Origin of the sequence: Amycolatopsis sp. NPDC049691, from assembly GCF_040675005.1 — a bacterium.
Lineage (GTDB): Bacteria > Actinomycetota > Actinomycetes > Mycobacteriales > Pseudonocardiaceae > Amycolatopsis.
The window spans coordinates 487725-507125 of the sequence record NZ_JBFANX010000002.1 but is presented as its reverse complement, the minus strand read 5'-3'; the positions used below and the strand labels follow the sequence as shown (position 1 = coordinate 507125).

At 72.4% G+C, this 19401-nt stretch carries 10 protein-coding genes; 4 read left to right on the top strand and 6 right to left on the bottom strand.

Annotation, left to right across the window (positions count from 1 at the left end; translation table 11 throughout):
- Positions 1-20 precede the first annotated feature (20 nt).
- From AB0J40_RS06650 to AB0J40_RS06640, 3 genes are all read left to right on the top strand, one after another.
- The gene (locus AB0J40_RS06650) at positions 21-1463 is read left to right on the top strand and encodes a CCA tRNA nucleotidyltransferase (RefSeq protein ID WP_364448510.1); all 1443 of its coding nucleotides are present in this window, start codon (positions 21-23) and stop codon (positions 1461-1463) included.
- A 102-nt stretch (positions 1464-1565) separates the two neighbouring features.
- Positions 1566-2894: an ATP-binding protein gene (locus tag AB0J40_RS06645; RefSeq protein WP_364448507.1), complete on the top strand. Its 1329-nt coding sequence runs from the start codon at positions 1566-1568 to the stop codon at positions 2892-2894.
- A 12-nt stretch (positions 2895-2906) separates the two neighbouring features.
- Positions 2907-3749 carry a class I SAM-dependent methyltransferase gene (locus AB0J40_RS06640; protein ID WP_364448505.1) on the top strand — a complete coding sequence of 281 codons (843 nt, stop codon included), beginning with the start codon at positions 2907-2909 and terminating at the stop codon, positions 3747-3749.
- Here the strand turns inward: AB0J40_RS06640 and AB0J40_RS06635 are convergent.
- The 6 genes from AB0J40_RS06635 to AB0J40_RS06610 are packed head-to-tail and all read right to left on the bottom strand — an operon-like array spanning position 3736 to position 16725.
- The gene (locus AB0J40_RS06635; RefSeq protein WP_364448502.1) at positions 3736-5643 is read right to left on the bottom strand and encodes a TNT domain-containing protein; all 1908 of its coding nucleotides are present in this window, start codon (positions 5641-5643) and stop codon (positions 3736-3738) included. The genes AB0J40_RS06640 and AB0J40_RS06635 overlap by 14 nt on opposite strands.
- Positions 5644-5680: 37 nt before the next feature.
- Positions 5681-8509 (bottom strand): ADP-ribosylglycohydrolase family protein, encoded by a 2829-nt coding sequence (locus AB0J40_RS06630; RefSeq protein WP_364448499.1) that lies wholly within the window; start codon positions 8507-8509, stop codon positions 5681-5683.
- 16 nt (positions 8510-8525) lie between these two features.
- Positions 8526-10769, bottom strand: a complete 2244-nt coding sequence (locus AB0J40_RS06625) for an ADP-ribosylglycohydrolase family protein (protein WP_364448493.1) — start codon at positions 10767-10769, stop codon at positions 8526-8528.
- Positions 10770-12182 (bottom strand): TNT domain-containing protein, encoded by a 1413-nt coding sequence (locus tag AB0J40_RS06620; protein ID WP_364448490.1) that lies wholly within the window; start codon positions 12180-12182, stop codon positions 10770-10772.
- The gene (locus tag AB0J40_RS06615; protein WP_364448487.1) at positions 12179-12613 is read right to left on the bottom strand and encodes a hypothetical protein; all 435 of its coding nucleotides are present in this window, start codon (positions 12611-12613) and stop codon (positions 12179-12181) included. The genes AB0J40_RS06620 and AB0J40_RS06615 overlap by 4 nt, the downstream gene beginning before the upstream one ends.
- Positions 12613-16725, bottom strand: coding sequence for a toxin glutamine deamidase domain-containing protein (locus AB0J40_RS06610; protein WP_364448485.1), 4113 nt, complete (start codon positions 16723-16725; stop codon positions 12613-12615). Before AB0J40_RS06610 ends, AB0J40_RS06615 begins: the two co-directional genes overlap by 1 nt.
- Positions 16726-19090: 2365 nt before the next feature.
- On the opposite strand from AB0J40_RS06610, the gene AB0J40_RS06605 reads away from it, so the two are divergent.
- On the top strand, positions 19091-19384 hold the full coding sequence (locus AB0J40_RS06605; RefSeq protein ID WP_364448482.1) for a hypothetical protein: 294 nt from the start codon (positions 19091-19093) through the stop codon (positions 19382-19384).
- Positions 19385-19401: the final 17 nt, after the last annotated feature.

Sequence of the window (19401 nt, the reverse complement as noted above, 5' to 3'; positions counted from 1 at the left end):
GAACCCTGTGGGATTTTTTCGTGAACGACGTGGTCGCCAAGGAGAACGCGGTGGTGGAGCTGATGCGGCTCTCCCCCCTGGCGGACGAGCTGGCCGAGCGGTTCGCCCGGGCCGGGCACCGCCTGTACCTCGTCGGCGGGAGCGTGCGCGACGCGTTGCTCGGCCGGCGCTCCGGCGACCTCGACTTCACGACGGACGCGCGGCCGGACCGGGTGCTGAAGATCGTCAGCGAGTGGGGCGACGCGGTCTGGGACGTCGGGATCGCGTTCGGCACGGTCGGCGTGACGAAGAAGGGCATGCAGCTCGAGATCACGACGTTCCGCGCGGACAGCTACGACCGCGTCGGCCGCAACCCCGAGGTCACCTTCGGCGACAGCATCGAGGGCGACCTGCTTCGGCGCGACTTCACGGTCAACGCGATGGCCGTCGAGCTGGCGTCCAAGACGTTCATCGACCCCCACGACGGCCTGGGCGCGCTGCGGGAGAAGGTGCTCGACACCCCGGCGACGCCGCAGGAGTCGTTCGCCGACGACCCCCTGCGGATGCTGCGGGCCGCCCGGTTCGCCGCGCAGCTCGGCTTCACCGCCGCGCCGCGGGTGGTCGACGCGATGGCGTCGATGGCGGGCGAGATCGACCGGATCACCGCCGAGCGCGTCCAGGCCGAGCTGTCGAAGCTGCTGCTCGCCGACGACCCGCGGCCGGGGCTGGAGCTGCTCGTGGACACCGGGCTGGCCGACCGGGTGCTGCCCGAGGTGCCCGGGATGCGGCTGGCGATCGACGAGCACCACCAGCACAAGGACGTCTACCAGCACTCGCTGACCGTGCTCGCCCAGGCGATCGAGCTGGAGAAGACGCACGAACCGACGTCGGAGCCGGACCTGATCCTGCGGCTGGCGGCGCTGCTGCACGACGCCGGGAAGCCGGCGACGCGGGAGTTCCAGCCGGGCGGCGGGGTGAGCTTCCACCACCACGAGGTCGTGGGTGCGCGGATGGCCCGCAAACGTTTGCGGGCGTTGAAATTCTCGAAGGAGATCATCGACGACGTCTCCCAGCTGGTGTTCCTCCACCTGCGGTTCCACGGCTACGGCAAGGGCGAGTGGACGGACTCGGCGGTCCGCCGGTACGTCACCGACGCCGGTCACCTGCTGCCCCGGCTGCACAAGCTGGTCCGCGCCGACTGCACCACGCGCAACCGCCGGAAGGCGGCCGCGCTGCAGGCGACCTACGACGACCTCGAGGCCCGCATCACCGCGCTCAAGGCCAAGGAGGACCTCGACCGCGTGCGGCCGGACCTCAACGGCGAGGAGATCATGGAGCTGCTGGGCATCAAGCCGGGGCCGGACGTCGGCAAGGCGTGGAAGTTCCTCAAGGAACTGCGCCTCGACCGCGGCCCCCTGGAGCACGACGACGCCGTGGCGGAGCTGAAGAAGTGGGCTGCCGAGCAGGGAATCGGAAATTCCTGACCTGATTCATCTGAATTCCGTGGAACGCTGGACCTGACCGTCGCGGATCGGTGATACTCCCTAACCTCGGTTCACCGACGTGACCAGGGGGTTGTCCGTCCGATGTCCACGGAAGCGCCCGGCCCGCCCAAACCGGGCAGCTTCTTCGTGGCGCTCCTGCGGCAGGGCGCGCCCGCGATCGCGACGGCCACCAGCGAGCTCTCCGACGAGATCGGCGACCCCACCCCGATCCACGCGCTGAAGCGGATCTCGAAAATGGCCGGGCCGATCGACCCGACCCGGCGCGACGGGCTGCTGCTGCGCGCCACCCGGTACGTCGTGCTGATCCCGCTGGCCTTCCGGCTGCTCGCCGTGCCCGGCCAGTTCGGCGTCTACGCCCTCCGCCACGGCTCGACCGGCCTGCTGCCGGTCGGGGTGTTCACCCTGCTCTCGGTCGCGGTGAACCTGATCGGCTTCCGCTGGATGTTCCGCTCGGCGCCCTACCGCGGCCGGGACGCGGGGAAGCTGCTGGCCGCCGACCTCGTCTTCACCGTGCTTTCGCCGCTGGTCCTCGCGCTGACCGTGCCGTCCGACGCGTACTTCGACGCGCTGGCGGTCAGCAGCGTCCACCTCTTCGGCGAGGCCGGGCTGCTCACGCTCGCCCTCGGCGTGCCCAGCGGGCTGGTGTTCGGGCTGCTCAGCTTCCCGCTGCGGATGCTGGCCAACTGGCTCAACACGGGCCAGTTCCACGTCGGTGCCGCGTTCTCGACGTACTCCGCGCTGCTCGCCGAGCTGTTCCTGGCGACCGCCGCGCTGGTGCTGACCGGGCTCGGCACCCGGCTGGCCCTGGCCTACGGCACCCGCAACGGCCGGCTCGCCGAGCGCGCCCAGCAGCACCGGATGCTGCACGACACCGTGCTGCAGACCCTCGAAGCCATGGCGCTGTCCGACACGTCGAACGCCGAAGAGCGGCTGGTCGAGATCCAGCGGCTCGCCCGCGCGCAGGCGATGGAAATCCGGCACATGATCGAGACGGCGAAGTCCGAGCAGGCCGAGGCCGGGTCCCGGCCGTTGGGTGAGAAGCTCGCCGCGCTCGCCGCCGAGATGGCGCGGGACGGGCTGCGCGCCCAGCTCGTGGTGGCCGAGCTCGACGACGACACGCTGTCGGAGGTCCGGCAGATCGCCATCCGCGACGCCGTGCGCGAGGCGATGCGGAACACGATGAAGCACTCCGGCACGGACCGGGTCGTGGTGCGCGTCGAGGAGCGCGACGGCGGCATCGCGGTGATCACCCGCGACCACGGCAGCGGCTTCAGCGCGGCCGACCACCCGGCCGGCTTCGGCATCAGCGAGTCGATCACCGCGCGCCTGGCGGAGGTCGGCGGGACCTCGCGCGTCGAGTCGGGACTCGCCGGGGGCGGCACTCGGGTGACGTTGTGGGTGCCGTTCTGATATCCCCGGACCATGACCTCGATCGAGCTGCTCGCCGACGCCCTCGCCGCCTACCGCTCCGGTGACCGCGAGCGCGCCGCCGAACTCGCCCGCCGCGCCGGTTCGCCGCTGGCCGACGAGCTGCGGATCCACCTGGCCGGCGACGGCTCGGCGGCGGTGTACGACCGGCCGGAGGCGTTCACGGCGTTCATCCGCGGCGGCGGCAACGTCGAGCTCTACCGGCGGCTGAGCGAGGAGCTGGCCGCGCGCTACGACAGCGCGAAGCCCGAATCACTGCTCGACCTGGGCTGCGGCGACGGGCTGGCGGTCGTACCCGCTCTCGAACAGGCCACGCACGCGCCGAGCCGGATCGACCTCGTCGAGCCGTCGGCCGCGCTGCTCGACGGCGTCCGCGAGCGCGTGCCGGCCGCCACCTGCTGGCAGGCCACCGCGCAGGAGTTCCTCGCCCGCGACGACCTCGGCTGGGACTTCACGCAGTCGACGTTCGCGCTCCAGTCCATCGAGCCCGAGCAGCGCGCGGACGTCCTGCGCACGCTGCAGCCGCGCACCGGGACGCTGGTGCTCGCCGAATTCGACATCCCCGAGTTCACCGAAGGCTCGCCGGAGCACCTGCGCTCGCTCGTCGCGCGCTACGAGCGTGGCGTCGCCGAATACGGCGCGGACGCTTCGCTGGTCGCACAGGGGTTCCTGTTGCCCGTCCTGCTCGGGATCGTCTCCGGCGCGGAGCGGACGAACTGGGAGCACCCGGCCGCGGTCTGGGCCGAGCAGCTGCGGACGGCGGGCTTCGCCCAGGTCGACGTCGAGCCGCTCGCCGACTACTGGTGGTCGCCCGCCGTCCTGATCACTGCCTGCTGAGCGCGCCCGTCTCGACGTGCTGGGCGAGCGGCCGCGGCAGCAGGTAGGCGACCGCGCCGCCCGGCATCCCGCTCCACGGCGCCGTCACGCCGGTCAGCACCCGCAGCGAGCGCTGCACGCGGTAGAGCCGCTTCTCGCGTTCGCGTTCGAACGCCAGCGACGTCTCGACGAACCGTGCGCCGTCGGCGTGCACCAGGTTGCCGGTCTCGTTGCCGAACCGGACGACCGTCGTACCCGGGGCCAGCACGATCAGGCGCTTGCCGCGGTAGAAGTTCAGCGGCGGTTCGCCGCGCATCGGCAGGATCGGCCAGTCGGCGGGCTGGTCGGACTCCTCCGCCGGCCGCGGCGGCTGCATCAGCAGCACGCCGAGCAGGAACCGGGCCGCGTCGCCGAGCGAGGCGAACGCCACGGGCTCGTCGTAGGGCGGCCGCGAGACCTCCCAGCCGTTCTCCGCGCGGCGCAGCGTCCAGACGTCGTCGGCGGGCACCTCGTTGGCGCCGATCCGGTAGGCCGAGGACGGCACGCCGTGCTCGGCGAGCCGCTGCTGGAGCAGCTCCAGCGTCTCCGCGCCCTTGAGGTTCCGCACCTGCTCACCGCGGGCGACCCGGGTGAGCGCGCGCTCGTCCGGCAGGTCGGCGGTCGTCTGCGGCGGCCGCGGCTGGCCGAGGACCTCCGCCTCCGCCGTCGCGCGGACGAGCTCGCCGACGAAAGGCGGCCGGAACCCGGCGGCGCGGATGTGCTCGACCAGCTCCGGCTCCGGCGGCACCCCGTACTTGCGCAGGTAGTGCGGCACGGCGGCGGGCCAGATCCAGGTGCCGTCGGTGTGGAAGGCGTTCGGCACGTCCGGCTTCGCGCCCGGCGCGCCGAAGATGTCCGGCAGCGGCGCGGGCCGGTGCAGCGCGACCGGTGCCCGGAACAGGTAGTCGAGCACGCCGCGGACCTGGTCCGGCGGCACCGGCGGCCGGTTGACCACCGGGCGCTCGCCCTCGGCGTGCGAGTCGGCGGTCCTGGCCAGCCGGAACGTGACGTCCAGCGGTAGGCCGGCCTTCGCGGTCAGCCACGCCGGCACGTGCTTCGGCGTCCGCGGGAAGGTCGCCAGCTCCAGCTCGTAGGCCGCGGTCGACGGGCGGCCGCCGTCGTTGGGCGGCACCCGCCAGTCCGGCTCGCGGTCGGCGTCGAAGTCGAAGTCGAACTGCGACTCGGCGTCGAGCGTGAAGGTGCCCTGGAACCAGGTGCCGGTCTCGGGCTGGAACATCGCGGCCCGCAGCCGCGCGAAGAGCCCGCCGAGCCGCGGCACCGCCGGCAGCGAGACCGACACCGGGCCGTCCTCGTCGCCGACCGCGCGGACCTCGATCTCGGAGTAGTCCCCGACCTGGCGGAACTGCGCACCGACGCGGGCCCAGCCGCCCGGCACCGTGTGCAGCAGCGTCCGGCCGATGGCGCGCAGCAGCGCGTTCTGGTCGCCGGTGCCCGGCTGCGGCCGCGCCTCCGGCGTCTCGGTGAAGTCCAGCCGCGTCTGCCACAGCGCGGTGACGTCCTTGGCGGGCACCGTGACCGAGAAGTCGGTCAGGCCCAGCTGCGCCGCGCGGGCGGCGTCGTCGCGGACCCAGCGCAGGGTCAGCTCCGGCCGCGCGCCCGGCGCGACCTCGAAGACCTCGTCGTCGTACGCGGCGAACGTGCGCAGCGTGAACGTCGACGGCACTTCGCTCGCCGGCACCACCTTGGCCGGCCGGCCCTCGAACTCCTTGTCGAAGCCCTCCGGCGCCTCTTCCTCCGGCAGCACCGACAGCAGCACGGTGCCGTCGGTCGTCGAACGCTGCGCGCGGAACGTCCCCTCGCCCCACGTCGCGTACAGGCCGTCCGGGCGTTCGGCCACCTCTACCCGGTAACGCACGTTTCGTCCTCCCCTGACCCCAGTGACACCCCGAAACTTAGTCGACCGGGTACCGCGCGAACCACCGGTCGTCACCCGGTGCGTCCGGGCCGAACTCGGTGAGCGCGTCGTCCGCCAGGCCGACGATGACGTCGCGGAGCTCCAGCTGCTCCAGCCAGCTCGTGCGCAGGGCTTCCTCGCCGTACATCGCGCCGACGAGGTTGCCGCAGACCGAGCCGGTCGAGTCGCTGTCCCCGCTGTGGTTGACCGCCGCGAGCAACGCCGTGTCGGCGTCGGTGGCGGTCAGCGCGACGTACACGGACATCGACAACGCGGTCTCGCCGACGTTGCCCTGGCCGAGCGTCTCCAGCTTCTCCGGCGTCGGCGGTCCTTGCTCCGCCAGCGCCAGTGCCGCGTCGAGCGCCGCGCTCTGCTCCTCGTGCCCCGCGTGCTTGACCAGCTCCGCTCGCGCGGCCGCGAGGGCGTCGAGCAGCGGTTTCCCGTGCAGGAGCCCGTGGACGAGCACCGCGAAGCAGCCCGAGGACAAATACCCGCTCGGGTGACCGTGGGTCAGTGCCGCGCTTTCGGCACCGAGCCGGAACACCTCGGCGAGGTCGTCGGACCACAGCGCGATCGGGGCCGCGCGCATCACGCCGCCGCAGCCCTTCGAGTTGTTCACCGGCCGTTCGACGCTGCCCCGGACGCCCGCGCGGCCGTAGGCCTCCAGCTCGCCGAAGCAGGTCAACCCCGGCGCGCGGCGGCTGAACAGCTCCTGGTGCGTGATCAGCCAGCCGTCCGGCGCCTCGACCGTCGACTGCGGCCCGCGCGCCCGCTCCCACGCGACGCCCTGCGTGTGCAGCCAGCGCTGGTAGGCCATCTGCAGCGAGTGGACGACGTCCGCGGACCCGGTCTTCCGCTGCTGGGCGTGTGCCCGGATCAGCGCTTCGAGCGTGAAGAGCGTCATCTGCGTGTCGTCGGTGATCCGGCCGACGCCGCCGTACGCGGGGATGAAGTCGGTGATCCCGGCCGGCCCGGCGATTTCCCGGATCCGGTCGATCGAGTCGAACTCGGTCTTCGCGCCCAGCGCGTCGCCGATCGCCCCGGCCAGCAGGCTCCCCCGCAGTCGCGATCGCAAGTCCGGTCCCTTCGGTTTCGGGGTGAACCGGCCACTCGGGTACCGGCGCTCCCAGCGGGCGTGCTCCGCGGTCTCCGTCTGGAGGCCGTTGCGGTTGAAGTACCAGAAGACGTCGCTGGCGACGTCCTCGAGGAGCCCGAGGTCGGGCAGTGCCGTGACCCACGGCAGGCCGGGCACGCCGACCCGGGCGCCGACGAGCGCGCCCGCGATGGCACCGGCGACCGGGCCGGACCGCGCGGCGAGCGTGATGGCCGCTTCGGGGTCGTGGCCGCGCTTGGCGGCGGCGAACAGCGCCCGGCTCAGCACCGAGCGCACGCCGCGGCCGTCGCCGAGGGATTCGAGCTGCGTCACGTCATCGGCATCGCGGTCTTCGCGCAACGCCAGCACCTGCGTCGCGAGTTCGCCGCCGATTTCCCGCAGCCGCAGGTGCACCGGCACCGCGAACGCGTCCCGGGTGAGCAGGGCCTGGAACAGCGCGATCAGCAGGTCCACGCCCTCGGTGGCGGCGCCACCGGCCAGCTCGCGGGCGACGTCCTTGGCGTACTGCTCGCCGTCGACGCCATCGATGGCGACCGCACTGGCCGGGGTCGCGGCCAACGCCGTGGCCAGCAACGCCGAGGGGTCGTCGGGGGCGAACCCGGCGTGCCGCGTCGCGACCGCCAGCCAGCCGACCGGGTCGGGAAAGGGCAGCGGGGAAGGCACCTCGCCGGTCGGGACCGGCGGCAATCCGCGCAAGACGATGTCGGTGTGGAACAGCAGGTGCCGCGTCAGCCCGCCCATCGGCAGCGGAGCGGTGGCGCCGCCGCCCAGCGCGTCTCCGATGGCGAAGCCGACATACGCGCCGACGATCCGGTGCCACGCGAAGCGCGCGGCCGGCGTGCCGAACGCGGAGAACTTCCCGAACGTCCACGGCACCGGCCGCGGCTGCGCGTTCTCGTCGACGTGTGCGATCAGGCCGTTCGCGCCCAGGTCGGCGGGCCATTCCGGGGCGTGGCCCGCCCGCCGCCGGACGCCGTTGCGGTACTGCCAGGCGAACCCGCGCAAGTACCGGACGCACTCCTCCGGCGTCAGCTCGAAGTGGTGGTCACGGGCGTGGTCGACGGCGTACCGCAGGTGCCGTTCCAGCAGGTCCGGAGGCTCGACGCCGAACTCCGCGACCAGCCCGGGCAGCGCCTCGGCGACCTGGGGGCCGGCTTCCGGCGCGGGCTCGTCGACCTTGGGGCGCCGTTCGGCGGGACCGGTGACGGCCAGTTCCGCCGCGGACAGGCTGCGGACCATGCCGGTGCCGGGGTCGAGCGTCAGGCCGGTCGACGGCAGGTCCGCCAGCAGGTCGCGGACGGTCATCCGCCACCGCTTCGGGTAGCGCCCGGGCACCTTCGCCGACGAGCTGTAGGCGATGACCTCCCGGCCGCCGGACACCGGGCGGACCAGCGGTTCGCCGTCCTGCACCGGCACCAGCACTTCGCAATCCAGTAGCGCGCGGGTGAACTCGGCGCGGCTGATCCAGTTCGCGCCCAGGTAGTTCAGCAGCTTCCCGGCGTCCGTCGACGGCACCGGGAAACCGCGCCAGACCGGGCCGGGGGTGTACTGCTCGTTGGCGCGGCGCGGGCCGGTCGGCTCCCCGAAGAGCGTGTACTGCGCCCAGCCGCGGATGGCGCGCACCGGCAGACCGAGGTCGGGAAACGCCTTCTCGTCGAATTCCGGGTCGACGTCGGGCCGCCACTCGACGAAGCCGTCGTCGCGTTCAGTCATGCTCCCCATCCTCGGGCTACCGCCGCGGGTACCGCTCGATCCACTGGTCGCCGAGCGCGCTCAGCGCCGAGTGGCGGTCGAAGTGCCAGTAGGCGTCCGAAGCGACGTTCTCCACCAGGTACCGCAGCTCCAGCTGGTCGACCCACTTCTGCGGCAGCCCCGGGATCCCGGTGCGCGCGCCGAGCAGGGCGCCGGCGATCGCGCCGGTGAGCGCGCTGCGGCCGGAGTGGTTGACGGCGCGAAGCAGCGCCTGCTCCGGGTAGTTCTCGAAGCCGGACAACGCGGCGAAGGCGCGGCCGAGGACCGAGAGCGTCGACTTGCCGTCGCCGATCAGCTCGGGCATCCGCAGGTCGGGCAGGCCGTGCTCGCCGAAGAACGGCACCGACTCGGCCACCATCTCCGCGATCGCCGTCCACTCCGGACCCTGCTGGTACTGGTTGTCCGGGTTGAGCACCTCGCGGCTGGTGTTCCAGATCGGGAAGCTGAACGCGTCCTTGGTCAGCGCGTGCTCGAACAGCCAGGTCAGGTAGGTCGCCGCGGCCAGGTCGGGCTCGGTCGGGTGGGTGACGCCGGCCAGCTCGCGTACCGCCTGGCGCGCGCCGCCGGACAACCCGCTGCCGGGTCCGGCCATGGTCAGCGCGGCCGGCAGCGCCGGGATCAGCGCGGCCGGGCCGGTCATCGGTGGCGCACCAGCGGCCTCGGTTGCGAGCTGGTGGTAGGCGTTGAGCTCGGTGTCGTCGGCGTCCCGGCGGGCGTGCAGGTCCGCGACCTGGACGAGCCAGCCGTCCGCGTTCTCCATCGGCGCGCCCTGCGTGCGCAGCCAGCGCTGCAGCGCCCCGCGGACGACGCCGGGGAAGAGCTGCTCGGCCTCGCGCGACTCCGGCTGCTCGCGGTGCGGGCTGCGGATGGTGGCCTCGGTGTAGAAGAGCAGCCGTTGCGTCAGCGAGCCGATCCGGCCCGGCTGGTCGAACGCCGGCACCAGGTCGGTGACGCCTTCGATGCCGTACTTCGCGTGGATGTCGTGCAGCATCATCCGGTCGACGGCCGCGCCGAGGGCCTCCCCGAGCGCGAAGCCGACGTACGCGCCCGTGACGCGCTGCCAGCCGTAGCGGAAACCGTCGAGGTCACGCTCGAAGTACTTGCCGAACGTGTCCAGCCGCGGGGTCGTGCGGCCGGCGTTGTCGTACGTCGGGGCCAGGCCGTTCGCGCGCAGGTCGTTGGGCTTGCTGCGCGGTGGTTCCGGCATGGCGAGCCGCTTCAGCCAGGACTCGCCGAGCACGGTCTTCGCGCACTCCTCGGCGGTCAGCTCGAAGCCCCGCCGGCGCGCCTTCTCGGCCGCCAGGAGCGGCGGTTTCACCGGGTCCGGCAGGCCCATCCGGGCCGCGGTCTCGGTGGCGACCCGGATCAGGTCCTCCTCGGCCTCCGGGCAGCGGCCGTGCACGTCGATGCGCGGCTCGTGCCGCGGGAACCGCTGGACGATCTCGGCGAGCTCGCCGCTGGAGACGTCCTCGATGGTCGTCGGGCCGCCGTTGATCACCAGGTTCGGCGGGTGCTCGAACTCGGCGAGCGTGGCGACGTCGACCTTCCACCAGCCGTGCTCGCGCGAAGGCAGGTGCCGGGTCGAGCTGAACACCTTGAGTTCGTTGCGCTCCTCGGCGAAGTAGAACCGGTCGGTCTTGCCCGTCTCCAGGTCGAGCGGGACGTACACCTCGCACCGGATCAGCCCGATGAGCAGCAGCTCCCGGGTCAGCCAGCCCACGCTGCCGAACGACAGCAGCGTCTCCAGGGTGTTCTCCGGCTTCGGGTAGCCGCGGCGGATCGGCCCGGCCTTGTACTCCGGGTTCTCCCGCTCTTCGCCGGTCTGGTTGCCCTCGGCGTCGACCTTCACCCAGCCCGCGACGGCCTGCAGCGGCACGCCCAGCTCGCCGAGCCCGGCCTTCACGTACTCGGGGTCGACGACCTCGCGCCAGTTCTCCTGGCCGGGGAACGCCACCGGCACCGACAGCCCGCCCGGGTGCGGGTGCGCCTGGCGCAGCTCGCCGTCCGGCTCGCGGACGACGACCGACGGCGGCGGGAAGATCTCCTTCTCCGGCCGTCCCTCGTCGAGGAACGCGATGGTGTTGTAGGGCACCGACCAGCCCTCGGGGATGCGCAGGACCTTCTCGGTGTCCACCCGGAGGCCCGCGGGGCCGGAGACGTCCGGACCGTGCACCGCGCGCAGCCACTGACCGACCTTGGCAATCGCTTCCGCCGCTTCCACCTACTCGATCCTCTCCAGGCTTCCGTCGGACTCGTGCTCGGCGATCGTCTTCGGCAGCACGAAGGCCACCGCGCCACCCGGCAGGTTCGCCCACGGAACCGTGATGCCGGTGATCACGTGCAGCGGGCGTCTGAGCCGGTAGCTCCGCCGCACCCGCTCCCGTTCGAGCGGCAGCGACGTCGTGGCGAACCGTACCTCCCCGTGGTGGACGAGGTTGCCGGGTTCCTCGCCGAAGCGCAGGACGACCGTACCCGCCACCAGCCGCGTGATGCGCTTGTTGCGGAGCAGGGTGAGGGGAGGCTCACCCGGCGCCGGGTGGACCGGCCAGTCGTCGAGCTCCTTGGCCGTCTCCAGCGGGGTTTCGTGGCCGGCGGTCATCCGGGCGGGGTGCAGCAGCAACGCGCCGAGCAGCTGCTGGGCGGCGTCCTCGAGCCGGTCGAAGTACTTCGGCTCCCGCGGCTTTCCACCGGCGTAGGCGGCGACTTCCCAGCCGTCGGGGGTGAAGTTGAGGCACCACGTGCCGTCGGCCCGGTCGCCGACGCGGTACGCCTCCGGCCAGACGCCGTGCTCGCCCAGGCGCTGGACCAGCACGATCAGCAGCTCGTCGTCGGCGAGCCGCGGGTCCGGCGTCGTCTCCAGCTCGGCGACGACGTCCCCGCCGGTCTTCTTCACGTCGGCGCGGCTCGGTTTCGGCCGCGGCTCGCCCCGCAGGTCGGCCGCGGCGGTCCGGCGCACCAGCGGCTCGACGTACGGCGGCTGGAAGTGGTGGCGCCGGATGTGGGCGACCAGGTCCGGCTCGGGCGGAATGCCTTGTTCGGCCAGCAGATCGGCCACCGACGACGGCCAGATCCAGGCGCCGTCGGTGTGGAAGCGCACGTCGCCGTCTTCGTGCACGACGGCTTCGCGCTCGAGGTACTGCAGCACGAGCGGCACCTCGGTGTCGGTCAGCGGCGGGCGTTCGGTGTCCGGGCCGGCCTTTGCGTGCCGGAACACCACGCCCAGCGGCAGCTGCGCGCGCAGCCGCCACCAGTCCGGGATGTGCTCGTCGGCGCGCGGGAACGCGGCCAGCTCGGCGGGGTAGGCGGCCGCGGGCGGCGGGTCCGTCCACACCGGATCGTCGTCGAGCGCGAAGTCGAAGTCGAAGGTGCCGTCCGGGTTCAGCGTGAACCGCGCCTGCAGCCAGGTGCCGCGGCCCTCGGCGGCCATTCCCTTGCGCAGCTCGGAGAACAGCTCGGCGACGGCGTCGGACGTCGTCGCGTTGTGGCCGTCGAGTTCGGTGTGCCCGCCGACCTGCCGGAAGTCGACGGCGGCCGGCCCGGTGGCGCCGGTCCGGAGCTCGCGGACGAGCTTTCCCAGCTGCACCAAGAGGGTGCGCTGCTCTTCGGGCGAAAGCCGATGTTCCACGTGAATCATCGCTCGAACACCGAGGTGAAGGTGAAGGTCGGGGCTTCGCCCGCGTCGCGGCGGGCGAACTCGTCCTCCCACATCTTGAAGGTGCGCCGGTACAGCGATTCGATCAAGGCGCGTTCCTCCTTGGTGATCTTGCGGTTCTCCTCTTTCACCCCGGCCCAGATCGCGTCGATGGTCTGGTAGAGCGCGAAGATCGGTCCGTCGCCGCGGAGGTAGCGCTGCCGTTGCTCTTCGGTCCGGCGGATGAACCGCTCCCGGTCGAGGCTCCGGATGTCCGGGCTGTGGTCGAAGAGCACGTCGGTGACGTGTTCCGGGTTTTCCTCGAACGCTCCGGTCTCCCAGTTCAGGATGTGACCGGTCAACCCGCCGTCGGGCGTGCTGTCCACCACGTAGCTGTGGGCGAAGTACAAGAAATAGGACGGCGTCTGGACCATTAGAGACTCCCCTGCAGCGCGTCCCAGAACAGCTCCCGTTCGCGCTTGACCAGCCCGTCGATCAGGGCTTGTTCCTCGTTGGTGTAACTGCGGCCCTCGGCCTTCGCGAGCGCCTTGAGATCACGGCGGACCTCGTACAGCGAGTGCTCGTATGCCGATACGTCGTCCAGTGACTTCAGGTGCAGGCGCAGTTCGGCGACGTGTCCGTCGATGCGCACGCTCATCTGCAGATCGCGGTAACCCGCCGGGGCCGGGTTCGCGAACCGGTCGTCGAAGTCGACGATCTCCAAGTCCGGGTGATCCGCGATCTGCGCCAACGCGGCGTAGGCGTCCTGCACGCGCTCGAACTGGATCATCGCGCCCGCCAGGTCGACCAGCAGCGAAGCGTCGCCGTTGTAGTTCGTGTTGATCTTGTCCATCGCCCGGCCTTCGGACTTCGGTCCGGGCCGGAACCCGGCGTGGCCGCCGGTCTCCTCCGCCAGCGGAGGCAGGATCTCCTTCAGCTTGAGATCGGCTCGAGCCGCTTCTCGATAGCGCTCGGCGAGGTACTCCCGGGTGTACGCCTCGTCCCCGCGCTTGCTCTGGTCGAACGGCGCTTGTGCGCGGTGCTCGTCAGGGTGGTCGTCCGCCTGGCCGACCACTTCGCGCGACGTCTCGGCCTGCTCGGGCGTGAGCGGCGTCGGGTCCGCGTGCGGCGCCACCGGTTCGGCGTCCGGGGCCGGGTGGTGCACTTCGTGCACGGCGTCGGCCAGGATCGGGATGGCCTCGTCGTGCACCAGCAGGCTCGCGATCGTCTCCGGCTTGCGCAGCAGCGACCGCGTCAGGAACTCGTTTGCCGGGTCGTGGAGGAGTTCGACCAGCTCCGGGTGCTCGGCCAGCCGCGTCCGGACGAACTCGCCGACCGGCCCGAGGTTCTGCGGGTTCCCCTCGTGGTCCTTGACGACGAGGTCGGTGGTGGCGCCGTCGAGCGCCTCGGCGACGCGCGGCTGCGCGAGGAGTTCGTCTAGCCGGCTCTGCGGGGCGTGGCCGTAGCCGCCGTGTTCCGCGCTTTCGACGTGCTCGGTCTGGACGTGTTCCGTGCCCGGGGTGCCGATGTGCAGCAGCTTGATGCCCTTCGGCGGCTGCGGCAGGTGCATGAGGTCGCCGGACTGCGGGTCGATGAACGCGACGCCCTCGCGGGTGTGCACGACCATCGCCACATGCCCGTACTCGACGCCGTTCGGGCCCGCGTACTTCACCGCGACCACGGCGTGGTGGTCGACCGGCCTGTCCCGCATCTCGCGGATGACGTCGTCGTAGCTGCCGCGCTCGGAGAACGTCTCGCCGAACCGGCCTTCGATGTGCTCGAGCGTGCCGCGCGTGCCCATCTCGTGGAAGAGGACGGGCTCGGCCGTCGCGGTGCCGCCGTGCAGCCGGTCCCAGTACGCGCCGGGCCCGCGGGTGCAGTTGGACATGTACCCGTTCTCGAGCGCGCCCGGCTGGTGGAAGCCCGGGTTGACCTCGCGCAGGTGCGGGTGCCGGTCCTGGACGTAGGCCGCGCGCTCGCTCGGCGTCGTCCCGCCGGCGTGGATGGCCGGTTCGGCGGGCGGGTTCGTCGAACGCGCCAGCCGCGAGTAGTCGGGCCCCGGCTCGGGGACGGGCAGCGGCTCGGCCGGGCCGTCCAAGACGTCGCTGACCTTGGGAGGTTCCGGCTGGTGATGCTGCTCCGGCTCGCCGAAGCCGCCGAGGCGTTCCACCAGCGCGGCCCGCCGGCGCCGTTCGAACTCCGCCGCGTTGTGGTCGTTCTCGGCACGCCGCTCGGCCATCTTCCGCTGCGCGGCCTCGGGGTCGAGGTAACGCGGGTGGCCGGGCCCGATCTCCTCGGCCTCGATGACCCACTTGCGGCGGCCTTCGGGCGTGATCTCGAGGCGCCGTTCGTGCACCAGCAGCTGCGTCCCGGGCGGCGACAGCGATTCGCGCTCGGACGGGTTTTCGGCGAGCTTCGAGATGTCGCGGAGGTTGTCCGAGCGGACGTGCAGCTCGACGTCGTCGCCGAACTTGCTGGTCGAGAACTCGTCGGTCTTGATCGACGCGCTGGAGAACGCCGGCTCGACGACGACGTCGCCCGGGTGGTACGGCCCGGCGACGAGCTCGGCGAGCCGCGGGTCGCCGCCGACGTCGAAGGCGCGGATGGTCTCACCGGACGTGCGCGGCACCTGGTTGAGGCCGTCGACGATGGCGCGGGCGTTCGCCTGCGCGAGGTCGAAGCCGGGGTGGCCGGGACCGCGGCGGAGTGCCTCGTTGACGTCGTAGGCGTACTCGCCGCGGGTGTAGCCGTGCACCGCGACGGCGGCGTCGTCGGTCAGCGGCAGCCCGGCGGCGTCCCGGCGGGCCAGTGCGCGGTCGTGGATGTCCTGGTAGACGTGCTCGTCACCGACCGCGCGGCGGATGCTCTCGTGGTCGGCCGGGGTCGCGCGGTGGTCGTCGTCGAAGAGGTAACCGTCGTCGTGCGGCGGCCGTTCGGTCGCCGGGCCGAGGCGGTCGGCGATGCTTTCTTGATGGCCGAGTGGTAGTTCGCGGATGCCGAGGGCATCGTGTGGCAGCTCGGCGAGCCGCCCGGTGACGGGATCGGCGAAGAGCACCCCGTGCTCGGTGTGCACGGCGGCGACCAGGTGCTCCCGGCCGCCGTGGTCGAAGGCGACGGCGGAGCGCGCGCCGACCGGACGTTCGTGCAGGTCGCGGGCGACGTCGTCGAAGCTGTTCCTGCTGCTCCACGGCCCGTCGAGCGGTTCGCCGCGAGCCGGCCCGGCAACGACGTCCTCGCCGTTCATCCGCCGGTCGAAGGCCGTCATGGACTCGGCGGCGTTGGTCCGGAAGCCGTGCTCGCCGGGGCTGTAGTGGTTGCGGGTGTTGACCGCGGCGAGTTCGGGAACGGCGTCGCGGACCAGGCGAGCGTGCTGCTGCGGCGTCTCGACGGACCCGGCGTGCAGCACGGGCGTCCCACCCGGCGTCAGCGGTTCGGCGAGCTGCGACCAGCCCCCTTCGGGAGCGGTCGTGGCGAGCGCGGGCTTGACGGCCGGCGGCGGCGCGTCTTCGTCCCCGCCGAGCAGGCTGAAGAGGTCATTGGACGGCTTGAGGTGGGGATGCTCGGCGTAGAACTGCTCGAGCTCGGCATCGGCTTCGCGCTGGAACCGCTCCTCGTCGGCGCGTTCCTGGGCCCGCCGCTGCTCGATCGCGTCTTGCTGGTCGGTCCGATACCGCGGATCACCGGGCGCGACCTCTTCGGCGTGCACGATCCACTGCGGCTTGTCCCGGGCCCCAGGGCCGTTCCGGAAGTCCGGGTTCTCGGGGTGCCCGGGCCCCATTTCGACCCGGGTGACCTCGAACTGCGACCCGGCCTTGAAGAGGACCTCGCGTTCGCGCCCGATGCTGGCCATGGACTCGACGTCCCGCCCGGTCCTGGACTCGATCCGCATCTCGACCTCACCGGCGAAGGTACTGCGCGGATGCTCCGCGTCGACCTTCGACGAGCTGAGGAAGGAGGGCTCGACGATGTGCGCGCCTTCGTGGAACCGCCCGAGGAAGGCCTGAAGCCGCGAGGGATCACCGTGGAAGTCCACGCGCCGCGAAACGGTCCCGACGTGCGGCGGCAGCTCGTTCAGCCCGGAGACGAGCGCAGCGGCCTGAGGAGCGAGGTCGAGGAGTTCGGGACCCCCGAGCCGCAAGGCCCGGTTGAGCGGCCCGACCATCTCGTGGCGCGTGTAGGCGTGCACGGCGAAGGCGCCGTCGTCGGACATGCCGGGATGGAACTCGTCCCGCTTGGCGAGCGCCTCCCGGCGGACCTGTTCGTGCCGCCACTCGCCGGTCTCCGGGCTTTGCCGCCCGGAGTCCATGAAGGTGTCCTCGATCCGCCGAACCCCGGCGGGGTCATCGGTGTGAAAGGCGGGATCGGCGAGGTAGGGCTCGTCGGGGTGTACGTACTGGTCGCCGGGTTCCCCGGCGGCGGGCTGCTGTTCCCCCGGGTGGTCGGTTTCGTCGGCCCCGGAGTGCTGTGGTCCGGACGGCTCGTGCCGGTCCGTTTCCGCGGCACCGGGCGGCTGCTCGGCGTGCTGCTGAGCGGCGGGCTCGGGCACCCGTTCCTGGACAGCCGCCCGCTCTGCGGACGGCTCACCCGCGGGCGTCCCGGGCTGCTCCGCCGACCGCCCGGGCGCAGGCTCAGCAAGCGCCCGGTCTCCCGCGGCGGCGTGCTGCTCAGCCGGCGCTCCCGGCCGTTCCGGAGCGGTCGGAGGCAGCTCGCCAGCCCGCGGCGGCTCACCCGAACGCGGCTCAAAGGGACCCTGCCCACGGCCAAGCTGCTCAGGCGACGGCCCAAACCGAGGAGGCGAAACCTGAGGCGGCCGCGCGAACCCCAACCGCGGATCAACCGGCGGCCGCCCACCAGGAGGAGGCGGAACAGGCGGCCGCCCACCCGGATGCGGCCCCGGCCCCTGCGGCCCCCGAGTCTGGTTCGGATACCCAGCCGGCCGTTGCCCACCAGAATGCGGAGCCCCACCCGCGGGCGGCCGCTGCGCCGGCATCCGCCGCGGATCCTGCGGACCCCCCTGCACCGAATACCCACCAGACATCGGCGGCCACTGCCCATGAACGGGCTGCCCACCATGCGGCGGCGGGCCACCTTGCGGCAGCCCGCCATGAGGAGCTTGGCCAGGCACCTGCCCGCCGTGTGGCTGTCCCCCGTGCGGCGGCTGACCACCCTGCGGCTGTCCGCTGTGAGGAACTTGGCCGCCCGGCACCTGTCCGTTGTGTGGCTGTCCGCCGACCGCTGCTTGCCCGCCATGCGGTGGCTGCCCGCCGTTCGGCGGGAGGCCGACCTGCGCTTGGCCGCCCTGGGGCAGCCCGTTCTGCGCTTGCCCGCCGTGCGGCAGGCCGCGCGGGTCACTCTGTGCTGGCCGACCTTGGGACATTCCTGTGTGCGGTGCTCGGCCTCCTTGCGGCTGAGCCGCGTACGGTGCCTGACTGCTCTGCGGCGGTCTGCCGTGCGGCTGCGCTTGCCCGCCGTGAGCGGACGGACCCCTTTGCGGCGCGGGCCCGCCGTGCGGCTGACCGCTGCGGAAGGGTTGGCCGCCGTGGGGTGGCGGCCCGCCTTGTGGCTGCCCATTTCGAGGCGGCTGTCCACCCTGCGGTGCGGTGGGCGAGGCCTGCCACCCACCCGGCGGCATCCGGCGCGGGTCCTGCGGAGGCATCCGTCGCGGCTGTTCGTGCCCTGGCTGCCCGCCACGCGACGGGGTCGGGCCCTGGGCAACCGGCCCGCCCGTACGCGGGCCTTGGCCGCCACCGGCCGGCGCGGGCGGCGGTGCGAATCCGCCGGGAGGCGGCGCCTGCTGTCCCGACGGTCCGTTCTGGAACGGCGCCGGCCCCCCATCCGCCGCGAACGGCTGATTCGTGCCGCCGGTGAAGCCCGCCGCTCCGACGTTGTCCTGGGGACGTCCCATCGTCTGACGTCCTGGTTCCGGGCCGAAGCCCGGCGGGGCCATGCCGTAGCCGCCGCTCGACGACGCACCGCCGACCGACCCGCCCACCGGCTGGCTCGGTGCCGGTGCGTGTGGGGGTGCTGGAGCGTCGGCCACCCTCGGCTCTGGCTGCTGCGGGGGTGCCGGACTGCCGGCCGCCGCCCGTACCTCGGGTTGCTGCTGGACGTGGTCGGAACTTGGGCGCGGCCCGTCGGGTACGTCGGCCGTTTGACGCTCCGCCTCCCGGCTCGGCGCGCTCTCCGCCCGCGGCTCTGATGCGGGCGAGGCCTCGCCTCGGAACGCCGGTTCCTCACGTCGCGACTCAGGCTCGGATGACGGCTCCCGCCGCGCCTCCGGTTCCGAAGAAGCCTCTCGCCGCGGTTCCTCCCCGCGCGACTCGGGCTCGGAAGAACCCTCACCCCGCGGTTCGCCCCCGCCGGATTCCGACTCGGACGACGGCTCTCGTCGCGACTCTGGTTCGGAAGACGACTCCGAAGAACCCCCATCCCGGGACTCGGGCTCCGACGAACCGTCGCCCGAAGACGACTCCCCAGATTCCCCCGACCCCCCAGCATCCCGCGGGATGTTCGCCTCGTGAACAGCGTGCATCTGCTCCTTGGCGCCCCCGACAGCCCCACCCACAGCCCCACTGGAAGCCCCGGTCAGCAACTGCTCCGGAGTCAAAGACCCCAAATCCCCGGTGACCGCCGCCTGCCCGACGGTCTGCGCGACTCCCTCCACCGCCCCCCGAGCCCCCGCTCGCAGAGCCGCGTCCGCGACCTGTCCCCCAGCCGAATGCGAAAGCCCCTCGGTGGCCCCCCGCCCGATGGACCCCGACGCCGCCCCGACGACCCCACCGACCGCGCCGGAGATCGCCGCGTCCGAGGTCTTCGACCAGTCCCAGCTCTGGCGGTCCCCCTTCGCCATCTGCAAACCCTGGATCCCCGCGTCCATCCCCAGGTTGATGGCCTCGTTCTTGAGGACCTCCATGCCGATCTTCTTGAGACCCTGCTTGAGCAGCTTCTCCAGCAGCTCCTTCGCGACCTGCTTGAACCCCTGCTGTGCCAGCTTCTCGAGCAGCTGCCGGAACAGCATCTGCACGGTCATCCGGGTCGCGACCTGGGCCGGCGCGATGCCCGCCGTCGAGCCGCCGAACGTCACCGCCGCCGCCGCGATCATCGCCGCGATCTGCGCCGCCAGCACGATCAGCGAAATGATGATCATGTACTTCGTGTACTCGACGTCCAGCGCCGTCTGGTCACACGAATCGCCCAGTGCCTGAGCGGCGTCGGCCAGCTG